At 50.2% G+C, this 20,882-nt stretch carries 12 protein-coding genes and 2 tRNA genes; 1 reads left to right on the top strand and 13 read right to left on the bottom strand.

The features are described from left to right. Positions 1-151: 151 nt before the first annotated feature. The 4 genes from OZX70_RS03730 to OZX70_RS03715 all read right to left on the bottom strand — a co-directional run bounded on the left by OZX70_RS03730 (position 152) and on the right by OZX70_RS03715 (position 6,644). Complete coding sequence (locus OZX70_RS03730; protein WP_277181883.1) at positions 152-2,149, bottom strand: hypothetical protein; 1,998 nt, start codon at positions 2,147-2,149, stop codon at positions 152-154. Next, on the bottom strand, positions 2,142-4,481 hold the full coding sequence (locus tag OZX70_RS03725) for a hypothetical protein (RefSeq protein ID WP_277181882.1): 2,340 nt from the start codon (positions 4,479-4,481) through the stop codon (positions 2,142-2,144). Before OZX70_RS03725 ends, OZX70_RS03730 begins: the two co-directional genes overlap by 8 nt. Before the next feature lie 1,313 nt (positions 4,482-5,794). Next, the gene (locus OZX70_RS03720; protein ID WP_277181881.1) at positions 5,795-6,280 is read right to left on the bottom strand and encodes a hypothetical protein; all 486 of its coding nucleotides are present in this window, start codon (positions 6,278-6,280) and stop codon (positions 5,795-5,797) included. A 290-nt stretch (positions 6,281-6,570) separates the two neighbouring features. Further along, a tRNA-Pro gene (locus tag OZX70_RS03715) sits at positions 6,571-6,644 on the bottom strand. Between the two features lie 271 nt (positions 6,645-6,915). Between OZX70_RS03715 and OZX70_RS03710 the strand changes: the two genes are divergently transcribed. Further along, positions 6,916-8,109, top strand: coding sequence for an ABC transporter permease (locus tag OZX70_RS03710; protein WP_277181880.1), 1,194 nt, complete (start codon positions 6,916-6,918; stop codon positions 8,107-8,109). Positions 8,110-8,112: 3 nt separating this feature from the next. On the opposite strand, the gene OZX70_RS03705 is transcribed toward OZX70_RS03710, so the two are convergent. The 9 genes from OZX70_RS03705 to uvrB all read right to left on the bottom strand — a co-directional run bounded on the left by OZX70_RS03705 (position 8,113) and on the right by uvrB (position 20,847). Then, a complete protein-coding gene (locus tag OZX70_RS03705) occupies positions 8,113-8,769 on the bottom strand; it encodes an NUDIX hydrolase (RefSeq protein WP_277182095.1) in 657 nt (218 codons plus the stop codon). Positions 8,770-8,932: 163 nt separating this feature from the next. Further along, positions 8,933-9,811: a Nif3-like dinuclear metal center hexameric protein gene (locus OZX70_RS03700; protein ID WP_277181879.1), complete on the bottom strand. Its 879-nt coding sequence runs from the start codon at positions 9,809-9,811 to the stop codon at positions 8,933-8,935. A gap of 70 nt (positions 9,812-9,881) precedes the next feature. After that, on the bottom strand, positions 9,882-12,953 hold the full coding sequence (gene polA / locus OZX70_RS03695) for a DNA polymerase I (RefSeq protein WP_277181878.1): 3,072 nt from the start codon (positions 12,951-12,953) through the stop codon (positions 9,882-9,884). Between the two features lie 116 nt (positions 12,954-13,069). Further along, positions 13,070-13,849, bottom strand: a complete 780-nt coding sequence (locus tag OZX70_RS03690) for a response regulator (protein WP_277181877.1) — start codon at positions 13,847-13,849, stop codon at positions 13,070-13,072. Between the two features lie 125 nt (positions 13,850-13,974). Further along, positions 13,975-14,048: transfer RNA gene (locus OZX70_RS03685), tRNA-Leu, on the bottom strand. A 237-nt stretch (positions 14,049-14,285) separates the two neighbouring features. After that, positions 14,286-15,734 (bottom strand): pyruvate kinase, encoded by a 1,449-nt coding sequence (pyk, locus tag OZX70_RS03680; RefSeq protein WP_277181876.1) that lies wholly within the window; start codon positions 15,732-15,734, stop codon positions 14,286-14,288. Between the two features lie 138 nt (positions 15,735-15,872). Next, a complete protein-coding gene (locus OZX70_RS03675; RefSeq protein WP_277181875.1) occupies positions 15,873-16,859 on the bottom strand; it encodes a TerC family protein in 987 nt (328 codons plus the stop codon). 191 nt (positions 16,860-17,050) lie between these two features. Further along, a complete protein-coding gene (locus OZX70_RS03670) occupies positions 17,051-18,322 on the bottom strand; it encodes an MFS transporter (RefSeq protein ID WP_277181874.1) in 1,272 nt (423 codons plus the stop codon). A gap of 410 nt (positions 18,323-18,732) precedes the next feature. Beyond that, the gene (uvrB, locus tag OZX70_RS03665) at positions 18,733-20,847 is read right to left on the bottom strand and encodes an excinuclease ABC subunit UvrB (RefSeq protein ID WP_277181873.1); all 2,115 of its coding nucleotides are present in this window, start codon (positions 20,845-20,847) and stop codon (positions 18,733-18,735) included. Positions 20,848-20,882: the final 35 nt, after the last annotated feature.

Genomic DNA, 20,882 nt, shown 5'->3' with positions numbered 1-20,882 from the left:
CAGTAATTACCATTACAAAATCCAGCTTCGTTGAATTAATCAGATACTGTCCCAATCCGCAATTTGCGGCCTACGCTCCACCTTATATCCATAAAGCAGCCTGTATTATTAACTTTTAGTATCCTAGATCATGTGAATTCCAACTCAGAATTCATGAATTACGTTGTAGTTTATTCCAAACCCCAATAGCTCGTCTTTTCGTGCATAGCTTTCCATTTTTGTGTGTAATCGGTTCCAGGAGTTGTATGCGTTCGGGCTTCAAATAAAGGAAATACTCGAGTATTGCTTGATTCTGAGGAGTGTCGTCAAGCTCAATTTTAAGTTTTTTACTTGGCGTGGTAAGAATTGAATAATCATAAGATCCAGCCATTGGGCCACCGCATGAACGAAGGACTTTGATTATTTCTTTATAACTTAGATTGTTCAGAGAAGACACGAGAAAATCAACAAGAAAAGCATTATTTATTCCTGCCTCATGTAATTCTACTAATCTTTCATACGTATATTCATGTTCACGTAATCTGCGCAAAATATCCGGCGACGGTAAGCCTAAATCTTCATTAGTTGGCATCGAGACAAGATATGCCTGATACAAGTTGTCAAAAGCAACATTCGAAAGAAACAAATCGCCCTGTTCCCAAATTTTCTTTTTTAGTTGCAAGTCAGAAATAGACGAATCTACTAATACATGACAAGCATCATCTTGGCCTAGCACAATTCCGCTATTTGTCTTCTCATCGATATAGGTGCTAAAGCCTTTTGACCTTTTAATAAACTCGGATTTTACTGACCAATCTACATCGCTTGGCAACCTTTGCCACGTTTCTCCGTCATCAGCAATAATACCTGAAACCATAAGTCGCCCATATTCATCAGTTTTATCTAGCGCACTCAAATCAACATCTTCCGGTTTTAAGTAATTTTGCAAAGATAAAGCCCCTTCCCAAGAACTCTTAACCAGTTCAATTTTCCGTGAAAGAGGAAAAGAGGGAATATTGATTATTTGTGCAGCTAGCTTAAGTTGACGATCTTCTGACACGTCGTCTACATTGGTAATCGCATAACAAGCTTTACGATCCTTGAGAAAATCAACAACAGCAGCAATCAAAGGAACGGGGTCTTTGCTGTCAAAAGGCGTATCCAAACCTTTTTCTGGATATTCATTAGCGCACACTTCTATATTCATAAAAGTGGGTTTTACTCTTTTGGTTCTGAACAACGCAGGAGCGAATCTATGCCAAGTCATCTCGTCAAGGCCGTTTCCACCGCTGGACAATTGAGTACCAATGGCTTCTGCGATGACATCCGGACTGCTCTTCTTCAGAATTTCATCCAATGTACTGATTTTATAAGAATCGTCCACGTGAGTCTCAATTATTTTTAGTATATTCAGAAGCTCGGCATCGTTGTTTGTATCTAACGAGTATTCACCATCTTCCAATACGTCGTTCAGATAGGCGTTAAGATTCTCAAGTGTTTTATAACTTATCGAAGTTTCATCGTCATTTTCAATATCATCGTATTTATCCACCAGTTGATTCAACGATGGAATAAAATCTTCATTACCTAACGCTATAAGGAGATTATGCCGATTGTATTCATACAGACCATACTTCACGAATGCTTTCTGTACAGTGTCGAAAAAACCAGATAAATTAACGATTTCACCAAGATCATTACCATTATTCTGCCAAGAAATTACGAATGCTCTTGCTTGGTCTGGGGTCAAATTGTCCGCAGCCTCCGGATGTGCCACTAATGCATCGAATTCATGAATATGATCTTGGAAATATTGTTGGAATACCTCTACTTCTTCCTCAGCATTCTCATTACCATCTAAGCCATAATATGCACCTTCTCCATAAATATTCTCCTCTTCGAAATATCTACGATCGATGCTCAAATTCTTTAATGCGACATCAACGTATTCTTTTCTTCTCTGTTCGTCTGGCTCCTGATCGAACAGAAAGAACAACATTTGCTCGTTGTATGGAGTAAGCGCGTCTATCAACTCTTTTTGGTGTTTGCCTTCTTTAAGATAGGCACAGAGAAAATTAAAAGCTGATTCCGTTACAAAGTTTAAAGAGCCCAATTGCCTTTTAAGTGCAATTAAGTTTCTATCATTTGAACCATCACTTCTTTTATTCATTATAATCTTCTTTATCCGGCAATGAGGCAATATTTTTCTTGTTCTGCTTGTCAAACAAGTAATCAAGAATATCGATGTCGTAAGTCATAGGATCAGCAAAATCAATTTTCCTTAGTTCCATTGATTTCACTGCATCCTTGGCACCCTCTTCACCAAGTCCAAATCGAAATGTCTTGTTCCCTCCCACTTGGTTCAAGTCAATAACATGGTACATAAAGTCTCTTGCCTCAGGAGTTATTCCACTATCGGGAACAGTAAAATACAAAGCATAATCTTGTGCTAAGTAGCCATTCTTAATTAAGTCAGAAATCAATCGACTATTAATTTTAAAATACTTTGAAACACATTCGTCCAATGAACAACCTGTCTTAGTTTTCCATGTATCGTGTGCCATGAAATAGTCAAAGTCAGCAACAGCTAAAATTTCTTGTTGCTTGACTAAACTTTCAATTTGATCTAAAAGTTTGTTTTGCTTGTCCTTTTCCCAAGTAAATATTTTCAGATTCTTATGCAACAATCCATTTAATTGTATTTTAGTTAGAAATAACAAAAAGTTTTGCCGACCATACTGATCAACGGTATCAATTTGTATCTTTGTGTCGTTACCAAGATCTAAAAATTTCTTCCAAAAGTCGGGTACACTTATTGTTTTATCATCGAATGCCTCGCTATGCTCACCAATTGACCATCTAATAAGCAATTGTAGAATTGGACGATTAAAACATTTTTGAATTACATCACATAATTCATCATGCAACTGCTGAGCATATTGGCTGTCACTCTTGTCACCGATTGCCGAATAACGCTTTTGCAAATCATTCACTTTCTGTGACAGCAGCTTCATATTACTATCACGGATTTCACAGTAATCGTTATACAACTTGTCCAATCCACTATTCCGATTTTGTAATTTCACCGCATCCGTAACATACACATTCTTGTAAATCAGAAACCCTAAAAGTTTCGAATAAGACAAACCTGTTTCATTATCGCCAAAAGTGATCTCTTTAAAATGCTTTCCACTAGCGTCAATTCTGCTTCCATCGGTTTTATTAGATAGAAGTTTCTTATGGAAAATACGCTTATAAGCCGAACAAAATTCTTCTGAGTATGAAATATATTCATTATGAATATTAGTCAAAGTTCTTTCATCGGGAATATGTTTACATGCTATTGCAAGTACCTCTTCATCCAACTCAGGCAAATCTTTTTTAAATAAATTCATGGCTATTCGATAAGCGTTCTCATGAGAAATAAAAGGAACAACTGAAATGATTACGTCGAAAAACTTTGCACGTGAGAAAGGCACCGTGCCTTTGGAATCATGTCCAATTTGATCAGGAAATATGTTATCTTTTATTGCGTAGACGAATTGTACTGGCCTGTACCAGTTTCTAAACTCGCCATGCCAATTTTTTGTCATTGCTCCTGCATTTAAAATTAGGTTTAACTCGCGCAAAGAATCAAATATTGCAGAATCACTAAAGCGATCCAAATCTTCAAAGATAACTATTCTTTTGCCGGTACTCTTGAAAAAATAGACTATCTCATCAAGATACCTTTCAAAGTAGGGATCAGATGAATCACTATTATCAAAATTAAGTTCAGCTTCACCAATACGCATACCTTTTAAGCTGAGTCTTCCAATATTCAAATAGAATAGAATCCCTATTCCTATTGAACAAAGCACAACCAACAAAGAACAAAGAAATTCTTCACTCGTAATGGCAAATTTTGACGGATCAAGCTTATTTATTTGATTCACAATCTCGTCAATGACAGGAAAATCTATCCCTAACAGAACATTTTTTAAATTGGAATACCATCCAAAAGCCATAAAAAGAACTGCCCCAACCACACCAGAAAATAGGCTAGCGGCAAACAGTTTAAGCCACGGAACAGATTTAATACCATGAAAACGAGACCGTGGCAACTTTGTTGAATCAACACTATAGAGTAGCTGCTTCACAATTTCTTTTTGCAATATATTATTTAGGGGTTCTGCTTCTTCAAAACGCTCATTCACATTAACCGAAAGAGTTCTCTCTGCATTACTACTTGAAGCTTCATTCATAGAATCAGCATTACCCTGTACACTAGCGTTGGAAGCCAAAAGAGCAAGAGAAACCTTCACTGTTTTAGACCTATGCCGCTCATAGACTTTTTCCAAAATACTGCTTTTCCCTGAACCGAATGGACCCGATAAAGCTATATTATGATTTTTGTAATCTTTAAGTGCATCCTCAAGATGGTTTACATATCTTTTATGATATGCATTTGAATATTTCGGATATAAAGGCTCTAATTTATTCTCGTCATTATTCGAGTTCATGTCTTCATTGCACATACCGATAAGTATATCCGTAAGATATTACCAAACTATGCCATTACAATAAATTATCTACAGTAAGTTTTTAAAACCTTTTTCGAACAACCTCGAACAAAAATCTGAATCAGATTAGACCAAACTCTAAATTTCTCTTGATGGGATAGCGAAAATACTCTTGATTCTGCAAATCTAGTCAAAATACTATATGGAAAACAATTACCGACATAATCAATCACCCTTATTGGATCTGGACTGTAACAACATTGTTCCTTATAAATCTATCTCTTAAAAGTTTGAATCACACAACAATGAATCCTTTGAGCTTCATCATAAAAAAATAAAATTTAATCAGTAGTAATTCTCTATCATCTAGTGACATCAGATTAACGTATCCAAATCTTTATATGTTAACTTAGCAAATCGACGCCGGCACACTAACAATAGAATTGCTTTTCTGATATACAAAAACGATATACATGTAAATTTTGATGCAGATAAAGAATGAAATGAGTATTGACATACCTTTGGACACGATGGCTCCTATCAAGCACGTTCAACCGCGGGCGTACAAGCAAAACTTTCGCGCGAGTCAAGGATGGTCAGCCCGTTACCGTGTTGTGCAATAATGAGCCCATTTATGTCATCGTCGATCGACATGACTACGAGAGAAGCTTCGTCAAGCACAAATCGAGCAGGAAAACGCTGAGGCACGATATCAAGTGGAAGCCAGCGAAGGGCACACTTTCTCAAGCGTTCAGGAAATGAGGAATTTCCTCGATGCTTAAGAATACCCACTCAATACCTGCTTGGGAAAAGACTATCGAACCCTGAAAAAGGAACATCGCGAGATGGGTAAGGTGGGCTGCAGTCGACGCAGTCATGAGCGAAAATCGGACAAAGCTCGATACAGAATACCGTGACCACACACTCAAAGGGAACTGGTTGGGCTACCGAGAGCTGTACATCGAAAGCGATTGCCTTCTCATCTATCGTATCGAGGAATACGGCATCTCATTGGTTCTGACTCGGAAGGACACCCATGACAATTTATTTTTGGCCAAAATCTTGAAAAGATCATAAGACAATACGAAAAGTCGCCACATCATTCCGGCAAGATCGGCAGTTAGCTTGCAAGGTAGCAAAACAAAAACTCGAATAGATTGTCATAATTGGAATAAGAAACATCTCGTAATTGATCCCAACAACGTTTCCGATATCAAAAATCAGAATAACAGAGATTTCAGCAAAAAATGTGTTCTGGTGGTTGCCTGTATCGCATGTTTTCCGCCCTCACACCCTGTCTCATGCACCGGGTTTCATTTCTTTTCTTCCGGTACCTTGATGATTGGTTTGCGGTTGCCCTTGACCGCGAATGGGAGGCCGTTGGCCTGCTCGTAGATGTTGCGGACTAGCTTCTCGATTTCATCCGCATGGCCGGTCGAGAACAGAAACTGGGAGACGGCCTGATCGTAGTGGTTTTTGTTGTCGGTATTCAGTCGCTTCCAATTGATGTTTTTGAAATGCTCCAATAGAGGTCGGGAATCCGGCGGAAGACTAATCCTTCCCTGCTCGATGAGCACCGCAATGATAGGATATCCGGCATAATGTTGCCAGTACGTCGCGTTGTCGTTGGAGGTATACAGTCGCTCGGAAATCATCACCGTATAACGTTTCGTGCGAGCCGATGAAGTAACGATAGCCTTCGACTCCGCTGCGCACAATTCCACGCGACCATCCGCCACTGCGCTTAAAGTTTCGTATATTTTCGCGATTGGAGTTGGGTTTCTGAGAATATCGGGCATATGGGGTCTCCTTCCAATCGTTATAGGTACGTACGAACCAGTTTTCGTGAACCGCCGCAGCCGGATCACGATTTCACCCAGACCGTCACGTAGACATCTCTGAACCTCCAGCCATCATCCCACTGGCCATGACAAAGTGTGTGTTAACACGAAAAGTGAATAGGAATATTCACGATTCTATAAGTTATAGAGATACTGAAGATGAAAGTCATCGTGTCTGAATCGTGTCTAGACACAAAAAACAGCTGAAAGCAAAACACCAAGAAACGTTGAAATTTCAACGATTTCAGTCGGGATGACAGGATTTGAACCTGCGACATCCTGCTCCCAAAGCAGGCGCGCTACCAAACTGCGCTACATCCCGATGTGCCAGCAAAACAAAACACAAGTAATAAGTATAGCGCAACCCCGGCCATGCGACTCGCTAAGATAGGCAGTAGCAAAAACAATAAGCAAATACGAAATTTACAGGGATGGCGAAGTCGGGAAGTTAACCACCAAATACGACTAACGGAATCGTTCGGGAAAACAGATAACAATTATACGGCCAAACGTAACACATATTGGATTAGCATCAACCGGTAGCAAGCTGACAAACCTGCACACGTCCGAAACACGAAGGGTAACGAATAACAATGGGACTGCATCAGCGCACGGAGACCTCGGGGCTCGTCTCCTTCATCATCTGCGCAATCGCGGGGGCGAGCGTCATGGAACTGTGCGTCTCGCTGCTGCCGGCCGCGTGGATGATCAGCCGCCGCCAGTTCGTCATCGCCTCCATCATCATCGCCGCATGCGGTACCATTTCCTTCATTTTCGGCTATGCGCGACGCTCTAGCTCACTGAATACCCACAACCGCTGGATTGAAATTCTGCGCCGCTTGGTCGAAATTCTGGCCCTCGCGACGGTCTACGCCTCCACGCTGTTCCTCACCTCGTTCGCCATCCTCAGCATGGCCAGCAACCTGATGGGCACGATGTTCCTTGAATACATCATTCCCCTGTGTGCTGGCTTTGCAGGCGTCGCCGGGTACGTCACCTTCGTGCAGGCTGAGTTGATGGATGCCAAAACACTGGCCGGACTATTGCCGCTTTTTGTTGTAGCCGGCGTCAGCGTCGCGGGTCTGACCACAGACGATCCGAACTGGTACACCAACAATTTCTCGCAGCTTGGTGACCGCACCACCTTCGCCGCACACATGTTCAACTCGACGCTGATACTCTCCGGCGTCTGCATCATCATCGTCAGCTACTTCGCCATATCCGAACTCGTGACTTCGTACCGCCAGCGCCGCGAATGGCACCAGGAGCAAGGACCGCTGCGTTCCAGCCGTATCAAACACTACAAAGCACGTCTCATCTGCCTGTCGATCATGCTCGCCTTCTCCGGCATCGCTTTCATCGGTATCGGTACGTTCCGCTACACGCCGCATCCCATCCTTCACAACGTCTTCGCCCGCGGCATCGTCGTCGTCATGGGCCTGCTTCTGATTGCGCTTCCCTGGCTTGCACCGCAGCTTTCCATCGCCATCTACTTAGCCGGTTATCTCGCCATCGCGGTGTGCGGAGTAGTGCTCGTGCAATGGATGATGGGCGCCAATACGATGACCAACGTCGAGGCGCTGGCCGGCCTCGTTTTTCTTGGCTGGTTCATCATGTTCTCGCGTCAGATAGCGGCCATCGAGGCCGATCGTATCGCCGAGCAGGTTCTGCATATTGACCAAGAAGAGACTTCGACAGACTTGACCACGGCCAATATCGCCGACACGATTCCTTCTTCAGTCGACAAGAATCGTCGCATGCATTCACGCATTGCGGCTACGCAATAAACGTCACTTCCTTGCTGCCAATTCATCGCGCAAACGTCGAATCTCCTCATGCTGGATGGCGATGGTGGAATCCGCGGCCTGAATACCGATACCGGTCAGCTCTTCCCACGTCACCCACGTGGACTGCACATGTTCATCCTTGTCGAAATGACGCGGCCCTTGCTTCCACGCTGACAGATGAATAACGAAAATATGCGCCAGTTCGTTGGTCATGCCACCAGAGGAATAGAAGTCGCCGACATGTTCGATATGAACGGATTGCTCATCTTTTGGCACAACTCCCGTTTCCTCTCGCAGCTCGCGCAATGCCGAGACTTCGGGCTTTTCTCCGTCTTCCATAAGACCGGCTGGAAAACCGTACGTAAACTTGTTTGGTCCGACACGATATTCGCGTTCCAGCAGATACTTGTCCTGAACTTCATCGTGAACGAGCATCACCACGGCCTGCGGATGGACCAGAATCTGCCGCCGAACCGGCACTTCCGCGCCATCGGTTTTCGCGAGCGCCAGCTTGCGGTCATCAATATGGAAAATGGCCCCACGGTAGACGGTTTCGCTGGAAAGCAACCGGATTGGCGCCTCCATGTCAACGCCGTCGCTCGAGTCCTGCAAACGCTTATTGACTCGCTTGCGGATAGATTCTGTCGTTTCTGTATCCATCATTCTTCCCAACTTCCCCATCAAAACTTTTGACAGACATAAACCTCGACACACGAATATATTAATATCAGCTAATTTTTATTAACGTAGAACAAAAACATATAAGCAAAAGTCAGCCTGGATAAACCCATCCGCATGGTATAACCCAACAGATATCTGATGACTAGTCTCGCCCAAGCACCAATTGCCACGGATCCGTGACGATGCCGACACGTTCCGTCTCAGGCCGGAAACCGGTGGCTTTCTCCACACCGTCCGCAATATCGTCAAGCGCATACCTGAACCACATCGACTCGATGGCCGAATGCGGTGTGTTGATAAGCGCTGGCTTCATGGTGGAATGGTTGAGCGTCGCTTCATACCAGGCCTGCTGCAGCGCGTCCGTGGCCGGATGATGGCGCAGATCGCTGGTCACGTAGACATCGGCGCCGCTTTCCCGCACTTCGTCGAAATCGGAATCCCCCGACCCTGGCAGCACAGCGATTTTTCGGATGTCTGCGTCCAAATCACCCGCAACCTGAATGCCGTAATTCGTTTTCGGCACTTCCGCCGCGACACGTTCGGCAAACGCACGCAATGTCATCGGCTCAGCCAACATACCCACACGTCCCAGCCCAACGGCATGGCCGTTTTCCTCTCCTGCCGGTACCAGTGGCGTCTGGTCTTGCAAACCAAACGCATCGGCCGCAGCCTGGGCGACCCCACGATAGGCGACATCGGCATTGGTGTGCCCGACCCACAGCCCGCAGTGCGCACGATACAGCTTTCCTGCGATGGCTCCATGTACTCCAAGTCCAGAAACCTCGTGTACTGCGCGGAAGAACAGAGGATGATGGCAGATGAGCAAATCGGCACCCATCGCAATCGCCTTGTCGACCACGGCCATGGTCGGGTCGGCGGCGAAGACGATCTTGCAGACGGTATCATTCAAATCCCCGACAATCAGCCCCGGAAAGTCCCAATCCTCGGCATACCTGAGCGGGTATAGCTGCTCCAGCACTCCCACCACCTGCGAAAGTTTCGGCTTTACCTGACCAGTCATATTTCCTCTTTACCTTGTTTTAGCGTTTACGGCAGTTTCGTTCCAAACATATCGACAGCAGGTACAACCATCAGTGCGCAGCGGCTTGCCAGTCAGAGCCGATGCCGATGGAGACGTCCAGCGGCACGGCCAGGTCGACGGCGTGCTCCATGGCGTTGCGCACCAAATCGCTGACCTGCTCGCTCTCCCCCGGCGCGACTTCCAGCACGAGTTCGTCGTGAATCTGCAGAATCACACGGCTTTTGACCCCGGCCTCACGAAGCGCATAATCGGCGCGAATCATGGCAATCTTCATGATGTCGGCAGCTGAACCCTGAATCGGTGCGTTGAGTGCCCCACGTTCGGCGGCGTCTCGCACCTGACGACGCGATGACTTAAGCCCTGGAAAATAACGACGGCGCCCAAACATCGTCTCCGTATAGCCTTTCTCACGAGCAGTGGCGACAAGCGATTCCAGATAGTCGTGTACCTTACCGAAGGTGGCGAAATACTTGGATTTCAGCACATCGGCTTCAGCCGGGCTAATCTTGAGCTGTTGCGAAAGACCGTAAGTGCTGAGCCCATAGGCCAACCCGTAGCTCATCGCCTTGACGTGGCTGCGCTGGTCGGAAGTGATCTCATCCATCGGAATGTCATACACAAGACTGGCCACATACCGATGGAAGTCTGCACCCGACTTGAACGCCTCGATCAGCGATTCGTCGCCGGAGAGGTCGGCCATGATGCGCAGCTCGACCTGCGAATAATCGCAGCTCAACAATGATTCAAAACCCTCGCCCGGCACGAACGCCGAACGGATTTCGCGGCCGGTGGCGTTGCGGTTAGGGATGTTCTGCAGATTCGGATCAACCGAGCTCAGACGTCCGGTAGCCGCAACGGTCTGCTCGAAGGTCGTGTGGATCCTGCCGTCTTTGGAATTAACGGCTTCCAGCAGCGTCTGCGCAATCTGTTTCAACTTATTGGTCTCGCGGTGCCGCAGCAATGCTCCAAGGAAATTACTGGCTTTCTCGTCTTCGGCATATTTGACATACAGGTTCTGCAGCGTCGCCGCGTTAGTAGTATATGAGCCGGACTTGGTCTTTCGCGAAGGCGTGAGACCCATTTCGTCAAACAAGACCGTTTGCAGCTGCTTCGGGCTCTGCAAGTTGAGCTCATGGCCCGCAGCTTCGAACGCGATCTGCTGGGCCTGGTCGGCATCGGCCGTAAACCCGTCGAGCAACTCATGCAAACGTCCCAAATCGACCTTTGCGCCAGCGTCCTCAATGCCGTAAAGCACTTGGGATACCGGCAGCTCAATGGAACGCAACAGACCATATTGCTTACGCTGATCAATCGGCGTCTTGAGGAAGTCTGCAAGCGCCCGCACGATGGCGGTATCCTTCACGGCTTCTTGTTGAGCTTCTTTGGAAGCGTCGCCGTCGTTGCTAGAACCGTCTTCGCCTCCCAAATCAAGCTCGCCTTGAGTCTGTTTGGGCTTGCTGTCCTCAATTTCCAACCCAAGAAAATGTTCGGCGGCCTTTTCAAGCGTTTCGGCATGGAAATCAGGTTGAACCAGATAACCGGCAAGTTTGGTGTCAAACAACGGACGTCGCATCTTCACACCGGCCGAAGCCAGCACGTGCAGGTGCTCCTTGTACCCATGCACCACCATCGAGGTATGGAATCGGTCGATAAGCTGCTGCAGCTCATTACGCATAGCGTCATCGAAGCTGTCACTGTCAAACACGGCGGCCTCATTATCGGCCAACAACGCCACGGCTTCAAGTTTCGCATTTCCCGGCTTGGAACGTCCGGTTGCGTAAAGAACCCACGAATGGTTTACCTGCTTGGAACAGCACTTCTCCCGGTCGACCAGTTCCGGGCCTTTGGCACCGTCGATGATGGCCTGTTCGTCGGTTTTCTCCTCAGCGAGAATGGTTGTCTGACCATGTCCATTTCCTCCGCTACTCTCGCTGGATTCGCCGGAAGAAGCCTTATCGACGTGGGCTTCGGGGAATGCGGAAACGATATGCTTCTCAACCCAGCTCTTGAGTTCCTCAGCGTTGCCGATTCCAGTGACATGCGGCTCTTTGACAATAGGCTCCTTATCGTCGGTATCGGTCGCACTCACCGCAGCGTCCGAATCCGTGTCCCCGGGCATGACTCCACCGTTGAAGGACTTGACGATCTTGTTCTTCGACCGGTTGCTGAATTGGAGTTTGGAAAAGATCTCGTTGACTTTATCCATATCCATGCCGCCAAGCGTGAAGTCGTCGATAGTGGCACCGAGATCGAGGTCGCGCAGGACGGCGTTGACACGCCTGTTAAGCTTGACCTGGTCGATGTTGTCGCGCAGCGCCTGTCCCTTCTTGCCGGGCAGTTCATCGGCGTGTTCGATGATGCCTTTAAGTCCGCCGTACTGGTTGATCCACTTGGCCGCATACCCGTCTCCGACGCCCGGAACGCCGGGGATATTGTCCGCGGTCTCGCCGCGCATGGCCGCAAGATCCGGATATTGCTGCGGAGTGACGTGGTATTTTTCGACGATGGCGTCCGGGGTCATGTGCTTCAAGTCCTTGAAGTGGTGACCCGGGTAGAGCACGGTGATATCGTCGTCAATCAGTTGGAAAGCATCACGGTCGCCAGAAAGCACGAGCGTTCTGTAACCGGCGTCCTCGCCCATCGAGGCCATGGTGCCGATGATGTCATCGCCTTCGTAGCCTTTCTTTTCCACGTACTTGACGCCAAGAGCCTTGAGCAGATCCTGGATGATTGGTAGCTGGCTCAGCAGCTCCTCGGGGGCCGCATCTCGAGTGCCTTTGTATTGCGGTAGCATCTTATTGCGGAACGTGCCGCCGGCCATGTCGAAAGCGACGGCGAGATGATCGGGCTTCTCATTATCGAGCACCTGCGCGAGCATGGTTGAAAATCCCCACACGGCGTTGGTCGGCTGTCCGGTGGAAGTGGAGAAACTTTCGACTGGCAAAGCGAAATAGGCGCGGAAGGCCAAGGAATGGCCGTCAACCACCAAAAGTGTACCGTTCGATTTTTTGCTGCTCGTGGATTTCGTGACATCGTCCGCCGTCGGGATAGTCTCCGTCTTCGCAGCGTCTTTTGTTTTCAAAGTATCATCCGCTTTCTGCTTGCTATCGCTATCGCTCATAAGATCGTCATTCCTTGCAACTTCGTTTCGTAAGCCGTATGGTTTCCACTATACAAATATCGCCTGCCGATTCATAGGCGAATCGACAGGCGAATTCATAAATTTCGTGGTCAGGCTCAGCGCTGCTGAGGTTCCGGCTTCGGATCGCCGTACTTGGCGATGATGGCCATAGCCAGGCGCTTCTTGGGGATACGTTGATCCATGGAAGTCTTCTGAATCCAGCGAAAGGCGCCCTGCTCGGAGAAGTCCGCCTTGTCCATCAGCAGGCCCTTGGCGCGATCTACGAGCTTGCGCTCCTCAAGTGTATCTTCGGCCTTCTTGAGCTTTTCTTCGGCTTCCTTGAGCTGCGATTCGGTCTGTTTGAGTTTGCCTTCATTCGCTTCGACGGTATCAAGCAAATCGTTGATCTCGGCGAAACGCCCCATGGCCACTTCCAGCGCCGGCAGCAGCTTGGATTCCTCATATGGCTTGGTGACGTAGGCCATGGCGCCAGCACCGGTGGCCTGCTTAACCAAATCGGGCTGGGAATAAGCAGTGAGCATGACGACAGGGGCGATATTCTCGTCGCAAATCGTGCCGGCAGCGGTAATACCATCCATGCGTGGCATCTTGACATCCATGCACACCACATCCGGGCGGAATTTACGGGTAAGTTCGATGGCTTCCTCACCATTGGCAGCTTCACCAACGACTTTGTAGCCATTGTCTTCAAGCATGGCTACCAAATCCATACGGTTCACGGATTCGTCCTCGGCCACGACGACGGTGCGCTGACGCGGCTTGTCTTCATCCTCGGCCTTTTCCGTCTTGGTCTCATCAACGACGGACTCAATGTCATCGGTCGCTGCAGCTTTCAGTTCCTCGTCAGTCAGTATCTGATCCATATCATCATCCATTTCTGTATATACTTCCGCACTCGTTGTCTTCGCGCCTTCTCAGTCTCTTACGACAAATGTCGAGTACATAAGGATATTGATACTATGATATATCAATCATTCAAAAGTGATAAACACACTCAACGTGCCCTTGGTGGGACTCGAACCCACACTGCACAGATTTTGAGGCTGTTTCCTCTACCAATTGGGATACAAGGGCTTGTATCTGTCCGCAATGCTCAAATTGCAACCATTTAAAAATAGCATAATCAAGAGACGTAGGAGTGTCGATTTCGTCATCTGCGTGTCTTCTCGCTCGTTCTACACATTGAGCTCCGCAAGTCATGAAACAATCTTTGGCCCTGCAAGTGTTGTTGTCTTGCAGAGCCAAAGATTGTTTTCTAAAAGCAGGCTTTCAGCTAACGGCTATACCGCGCCGGAAGTCTCTTTCGACACTTCAGTCAGCGTCGCAGGCACCCACGGTGTGGACATAGAGCGAGTCGGTGCGACCGGCCTTATGCTCGCCTTGAGCGGAACTCAGCACGACGATCTTGTCTCCGTTGACGACCTTGCCGGCGTCGCGAAGCAGCTTGTCAGTGAAGATCATCAGCTGATGACGGTTCATGTCGTGGTAATCCTCTTTGACGCAGAAGCCTTCGGTGCCCCAGCTCAGAGCCAGCCAGTGATAGGTGTGCTCGTTGTTGGTGATGCCGTAGATCGGGGCAGCCGGACGTTCGCGGGAAACGCGGTGCACCGTGGAACCGGTCTGCGTGTAGGCCACGATGGCCTTGGCATTGATCTTGTCGGCCAGATCGACGGCAGCAGAGGAAACGGCACCGGTGCTCGACATGTCGAGGTTGGAGATGGAAGGAATACGGTCGAAGCCATGTTCGGTGGCGTAGCCGGAGATGCGGGCCATCGTGTTGACGGTCTGTGCCGGATACTTGCCGACGGCGGTCTCGTTGGAGGTCATGGTCGCATCGGCACCGTCGAGGACAGCGTTGGCGCAATCGGAAGCCTCGGCGCGGGACGGAATCGGGGAATTGACCATGGAGCCAAGAACCTCGGTAGCGACGATGACGGGCTTGGCGTATTCGCGGGCCAGCTCGATGCAGCGCTTGGTGACCAGCGGGACCTGCTCGAATGGCATTTCGACGGCCATGTCGCCGCGGGCAACCATGATGCCGTCGAAGGCCTTGACAATATCTTCGAGATTCTCCACAGCCTGCGGCTTCTCGATCTTGGCAACGATTGGGATTCGACGGCCTTCCTCGTCCATGATCTCGTGGGCGCGGTCGATGTCGGTGGCGAAACGCACGAAGGACATGGCGATGATGTCGGCGCCGGTCTGGATGGCCCAACGCAGGTCGGCCTCATCCTTCTCGGTCAGGGCCGGGAGGCTCACGGCCACGCCCGGCAGGTTGATGCCCTTGTGGCTGGAAACCGGTCCTGCTACGACGACCTTGGTGTGTACGTTGTTGCCTTCGACCTTGGTGACCTCGAGACGAACCTTGCCGTCGTCGATGAGGATCGGATCGCCGGGATGGCAATCGCCGGGAAGACCCTTGAAAGTGGTGGAAGTGATGTGCTCGTCACCCTCGACGTCGTCGGTGGTGATGATGAATTCCTGTCCGGCCTTGAGCTGGACCTTGTCTTCGCCCTCGGCGTTCTTCTTGAACCAACCGCAACGAATCTTTGGGCCCTGCAGATCAACCAGAGCGGCGACGTTGCGGCCCGTGGTCTTGGAAGCCTGACGGACGTTGTTGTAGACCTTCAGATGGTCTTCGGTAGTGCCGTGCGAACGATTGAGACGTGCGACATCCATACCGTTCTTGACCAGCTCGGTCAAGTTCTCCAGCGATTCGCTCGCCGGTCCGATGGTGTCTACGATTTTTGCTTTCCTCATGAATACCTGCCTATTCTTTACTGACATGTTGTTTGGCGGGAATCGACCCGCAACATACAACAAGTCTACTAGCATTCACAGGTATCGGTGGCCGTTACGCCGACTTTTATGTGAGCGTTCACATATGCCAATCGGCCATCACTTGCTTGTCTTGGCGGCATCCGCTTTCATCTTAATGACACTGGCCAAGGCCGCCGTGCCGATGGCGACGATAATGACGGCGAGCGATATCCACGTCGGTATCTCCGGCACCTGCGTAATCGGCCGTCCTCCGTTGATGAACGGAAGAGAATTGCCATGCAACGCCTCCATCACCAGCTTGACACCAATGAAGCCAAGCACTACTGCCAAGCCGTAAGGCAGATACTCCAGCTTGTCGAGCAACGCTCCAAGCAGGAAGTAAAGCTGCTGGAGGCCAAGAAGCGCGAAGATGTTGGAAGTGAAGACGATGAACGGGTCTTTGGTAAGTCCGAAAATGGCGGGAATCGAATCGAAAGCGAACATCACGTCGGTGGTGCCGATAGTGAGGAAGACGATGAGCATCGGGGTGAAGAACTTCTTGCCGTCGATGGTGGTGCGTAGCTTTTCGCCATCATAATGGTCCGTGATCTTCACCACTTTACGCAGTGCTCGGATGATGGCGTTTTCGTGGTATTCCTCATCGTCGTCATCGCCGGCCACCAGTTTCACGGCGGTATAGATCAGGAATGCGCCGAATATGAAGAAGACCCATGTGAAGCGTTGGATGACAGCCGCACCGACCAGAATGAAGAGGCCTCGCAAAATCAAGGCGATGGTAATGCCGATGCTCAACACATATTTTTGCAGTTTCTTGGGGACTGCGAAATTCGTCATGATAATGACGAAGACGAAAAGGTTGTCGATGCTGAGCGAATATTCGGTGAGCCAGCCAGAATAGAACTCCAGCGCCGGTTGCGAACCGGATACCCACCAGACCAAACCGCCAAAAATGAGCGCCGCCACGACGAAGAACGCGATGTGCTGCACGCATTCCTTGGTGGAAGGCACATGTGGCCTGCGCCCAATCACGAACAAGTCGACGACGAAGAAAATCGCAAGCACCACGTATGTGGCAATCATAAACGCAAGGGGTGTTTCGGCCATGTTTCCACCCTACGGGAGGGCGATGACCGAATGAACATCGTCCGACAAGACTGAACCCGGCTTTCCGTTTGATAAAGCGGTAATGCTGTAAACGAATGAAACAGAAAGGCATCCTGAAAAAAGATGAAACGAATCTCTTTTTGAGGATGCCTTAATATTACAGACAGCTTCACTCTACAGACGAATGACTATCAGGCGGCCTGCTTGGTAGCCTTCTCCTTCTTCAAGGTGAAGATGTGGAGGAAGATGGCGCAGATGGTGCAGAGTACCACGGCGATCAGAAGCATGATCAAGCCGGCGTTCCAGCCGTAGTGGTCGACGGCGACGCCGAGGAGGCTGGTGCCGCAGGTGGAGCCGAGGACGTAGCTCATGAAGCCACGCAGGCCGACGGTGGAGCCGACGGCGAACGGCGGCACGACCTCCATGGTCTGCACGGAGTCAAGGAACTGCGGGATGTAGACCAGGCAGCCGGCGAGGGCGGCGAACACGGTGACCGCGACGACCGAGGAGCTGGTCCAGTAGCCGATGATGCAGAAGACGATGATCACCAGGGCGATGATGGCCGGCGGCATGCGGTGGCCCTTGAAGAGCTTGTCGGAGATGATGCCGGCGAGCAGCGTCGACGGGATGGCGGCCCACTCGAAGAAGGTGAACGCCACCATCATCTGGCCGTGGCTAAAGCCCTTTGCCTGGGTGAGGAAGATCGGGATCCAGGTGAGGATGCCGAAGCGGATCATGTAGACAAAGGTATCCATGAAGGAAACGAGCCAGGCGCCGGGATTCGTGAAGACATATTTGGTGAGAATCTGCCAGGACGAAAGGTCCTTGTAATCCACGTCGCCCTGCTCTTCCTTGGTCTCCTCAAGAGGCTGAAGGCCCTCTTCCTCAGGACGGCCCTTGATGAGGAACCAGATTACGACCGCAATGATGATTGCGATGATGGCGGGAAAGACGTAGTAGGCAAAACGCCAGCTACCGGTTCCCACGACACCCAGCATAAAGCCAGCCAACGGCGAGACCAGGCCGCCGCCGATATTGTGGGAGCAGTTCCAGATCGAGGTGATGAAACCGCGGTCCTTCTTCTTGAACCATGTAGACAGCGTAATGAACGCAGGCCCGACACCCATGCCTTGGAACAAGCCCAGAAGAATGAGAATGAACGCGGTCGCCCATACATTGACTCCGAAGAACGCCAAACCGATGTTGAGGAGAGCGCAGATGACCAAACCGGTCACCATGAAACGCTTCGGGTTGGCCTTATCAGCCAAAGCGCTCATGAATCCCTTGCCTAAACCATATGAAATCAGTAGACAGCTGGAGAGCATGCCGACCTGACCCTTGGTCAGATGCAGCTGCCCTTGAAGTTCGGGGGTCGAGAGCGTGAAGTTGTTGCGCACGATATAGAACGCGGCATAGCCGACGAAAACGCCCACCAAAGACATCCACTTGTATCTGGCGAACACCGACTCTGCTTTTTCGGCAGGGACCGGGGGTTTATGCTGAATTTTCAGGAAACCTATCATATTTGCTTTTCTCCCTTATATTTCTCATTTTTCAGTCTGTTTGCCGCCCTGCAACAGACGCCATCAGGGATATCACTTGAAGTATCCTTCCTTGGACACAGACAGAAACAGACAATGATAAATTATATTATGACAGAATAATTTATCAAACAAGAAAAATAGGTGTGTCTGCTTTTATTTGCCAAAAAAGAGTTATTTTTGAATACGAATTGTCTAAATTGTATCGTTACAGAATATGCAAGACTTCGCTTTCAGGGATGCACTTTCCGCACGAAAGCACATCCTACGCAAACTGTCGTCACGAATCAGCAAACATACAGCAAAATGACAGGGCGGCTCATCCGCTGAAGTTATTTCTGAGCCTCGGTGATCTGGCGGAGTTCCTTCTTGAGGTCCCGAATTTCGTCGCGCAGACGGGCGGCGAGCTCGAACTGGAGCTGCTCGGCGGCGGTGTGCATCTGGTCACTCATCTGGCGGATCAGGTCGGCCAGATCTTGAGCAGGCAGGCCGGCGTTGATGATGTCGTCGTGGTGCTTCTGCAGGTCGGCCTCGTCGAGGCTGGTCAAGGCGATGCGCTTGTTGGATCCGGCACGCTTCTCGTCGCGGTAGCCGCCGGCCAGCAGCGTTTCCGTGTCCACGTCTTCTTTGGCCAGCATGTCGGTGACGTCGCTGATCTTCTTGACCAGCGGCTTGGGATCGATACCGTGTTCCTTGTTGTAGGCAATCTGCTTTTCGCGGCGGCGGTTGGTCTCGCTTATGGCCGTCTCCATCGCGTCGGTGACCTCGTCGGCGTACATGATCACCGTGCCGGAGACGTTACGAGCGGCACGGCCGATGGTCTGGATGAGCGAACGGTGCGAGCGCAGGAAGCCTTCCTTGTCGGCGTCGAGAATCGCCACCAACGACACCTCAGGTAAATCAAGGCCCTCACGGAGCAAGTTGATGCCGACGATGACGTCGATCTTTCCTTCGCGCAGCTCCCGCAGCAGCTCGACGCGGCGAAGCGTGTCGACATCGGAATGCAGGTATTCCACCTTGATGTCCCGCTCCAAGAGATAGTCGGTGAGGTCCTCAGCCATCTTCTTGGTCAGCGTCGTCACGAGCACACGCTCGTGCTTGGCGACGCGATCCTTGATCTCGCCAAGCAGATCGTCGATCTGACCTTTGACCGGACGTACGATGACCTTCGGGTCAAGCAAACCGGTCGGTCTGATGACCTGTTCCACTACACCGTCGGAAAGTCCGAGCTCATAATCGCCAGGAGTTGCGGAAAGATAGACTGTTTGACCGACACGCTCGAGGAACTCCGGCCATTTCAGTGGCCTGTTGTCCATCGCGGAAGGCAGACGGAACCCATTCTCCACCAACGTGCGCTTGCGGCTGGCGTCGCCTTCGTACATGCCGCCGATCTGAGGGACGGTGACATGCGATTCGTCGATGACCAAGAGGAAATCGTCGGGGAAGAAATCAAGCAGGGTGTGTGGCGGGCTACCCGGCTCACGCTCGTCGAAATGACGCGAATAGTTCTCGATACCTGAGCAGAAGCCGACCTGCTGAATCATCTCGAGGTCGTAGTTGGTGCGCATCTCCAGACGTTGGGCCTCCAGCTCCTTGCCCTGTTTGCGCAGCTCGGCGGTGCGATCGACCAGCTCCTCCTTGATGGTCTTCAGCGCATGTTCGGTGCGCTCGGGGCCGGCGATATAGTGCGAGGCCGGGAAGATGTGAACCTGCGACTCGTGGGCTATCACGTCGCCGGTCAGAGGGTGCAACGTAGAGATGCGGTCGATCTCGTCGCCGAAGAACTCGATGCGGATGGCCAGCTCTTCGTAGACCGGGATGATCTCGACGGTGTCGCCGCGCACGCGGAAGGTGCCGCGGGTGAAGGCGATATCGTTGCGCTTGTATTGCATCGAGACGAACTTGCGCAACAATGAATCACGATTGATCTCCTCCCCCTCATGCAGAAAGAGCATGCGGCCGGCGTATTCCTCCGGGGTTCCCAAACCATAGATGCAGGAGACCGTGGCCACCACCACGCAGTCGTCGCGGGTCAGCAGGTTCGCTGTCGCCGCGTGGCGCAGACGCTCCACGTCATCGTTGACGTTCGAATCCTTTTCGATATAGGTATCGGTCTGGGGAATATAGGCTTCAGGCTGGTAGTAATCGTAGTAAGAGACGAAGTAGCTCACGGCATTGTCCGGCATCAGCTCACGGAACTCCGCACACAGCTGGGCGGCCAAGGTCTTGTTGGGTTCCAAAATAAGCGTGGGACGTTGCAGCTTCTCGATGAGCCAAGCCGTGGTTGCCGTCTTGCCGGTACCAGTGGCACCCATCAGGACCACGTCGTTTTCACCGTTCTCGATGCGTCGAGCAATCTCGTCGATGGCCTCCGGCTGGTCGCCGGACGGCTTGTATGGTGCCTTCACCACAAACGGATGATGCGTACGCTCGATATTGAACCCCATGCCTGTTTCGATTCCTTTCGCCAGCCCAACTCATT

Origin of the sequence: Bifidobacterium sp. ESL0732 (genome assembly GCF_029395535.1) — a bacterium.
Lineage (GTDB): Bacteria > Actinomycetota > Actinomycetes > Actinomycetales > Bifidobacteriaceae > Bifidobacterium.
This window is presented reverse-complemented; position numbering and strand designations above follow the sequence as displayed.

Excerpts from the sequence above, each read along its gene's own strand:
- OZX70_RS03710 (WP_277181880.1), top strand. The coding sequence starts at position 6,916 with ATGGGACTGCATCAGCGCACGGAGACCTCGGGGCTCGTCTCCTTCATC.
- OZX70_RS03725 (WP_277181882.1), bottom strand. The coding sequence starts at position 4,481 with ATGAACTCGAATAATGACGAGAATAAATTAGAGCCTTTATATCCGAAA.
- pyk (WP_277181876.1), bottom strand. The coding sequence starts at position 15,734 with ATGAGGAAAGCAAAAATCGTAGACACCATCGGACCGGCGAGCGAATCG.
- OZX70_RS03690 (WP_277181877.1), bottom strand. The coding sequence starts at position 13,849 with ATGGATGATGATATGGATCAGATACTGACTGACGAGGAACTGAAAGCT.
- uvrB (WP_277181873.1), bottom strand. The coding sequence starts at position 20,847 with ATGGGGTTCAATATCGAGCGTACGCATCATCCGTTTGTGGTGAAGGCA.
- OZX70_RS03705 (WP_277182095.1), bottom strand. The coding sequence starts at position 8,769 with ATGGATACAGAAACGACAGAATCTATCCGCAAGCGAGTCAATAAGCGT.
- OZX70_RS03720 (WP_277181881.1), bottom strand. The coding sequence starts at position 6,280 with ATGCCCGATATTCTCAGAAACCCAACTCCAATCGCGAAAATATACGAA.
- OZX70_RS03675 (WP_277181875.1), bottom strand. The coding sequence starts at position 16,859 with ATGGCCGAAACACCCCTTGCGTTTATGATTGCCACATACGTGGTGCTT.
- OZX70_RS03700 (WP_277181879.1), bottom strand. The coding sequence starts at position 9,811 with ATGACTGGTCAGGTAAAGCCGAAACTTTCGCAGGTGGTGGGAGTGCTG.
- OZX70_RS03730 (WP_277181883.1), bottom strand. The coding sequence starts at position 2,149 with ATGAATAAAAGAAGTGATGGTTCAAATGATAGAAACTTAATTGCACTT.
- polA (WP_277181878.1), bottom strand. The coding sequence starts at position 12,953 with ATGAGCGATAGCGATAGCAAGCAGAAAGCGGATGATACTTTGAAAACA.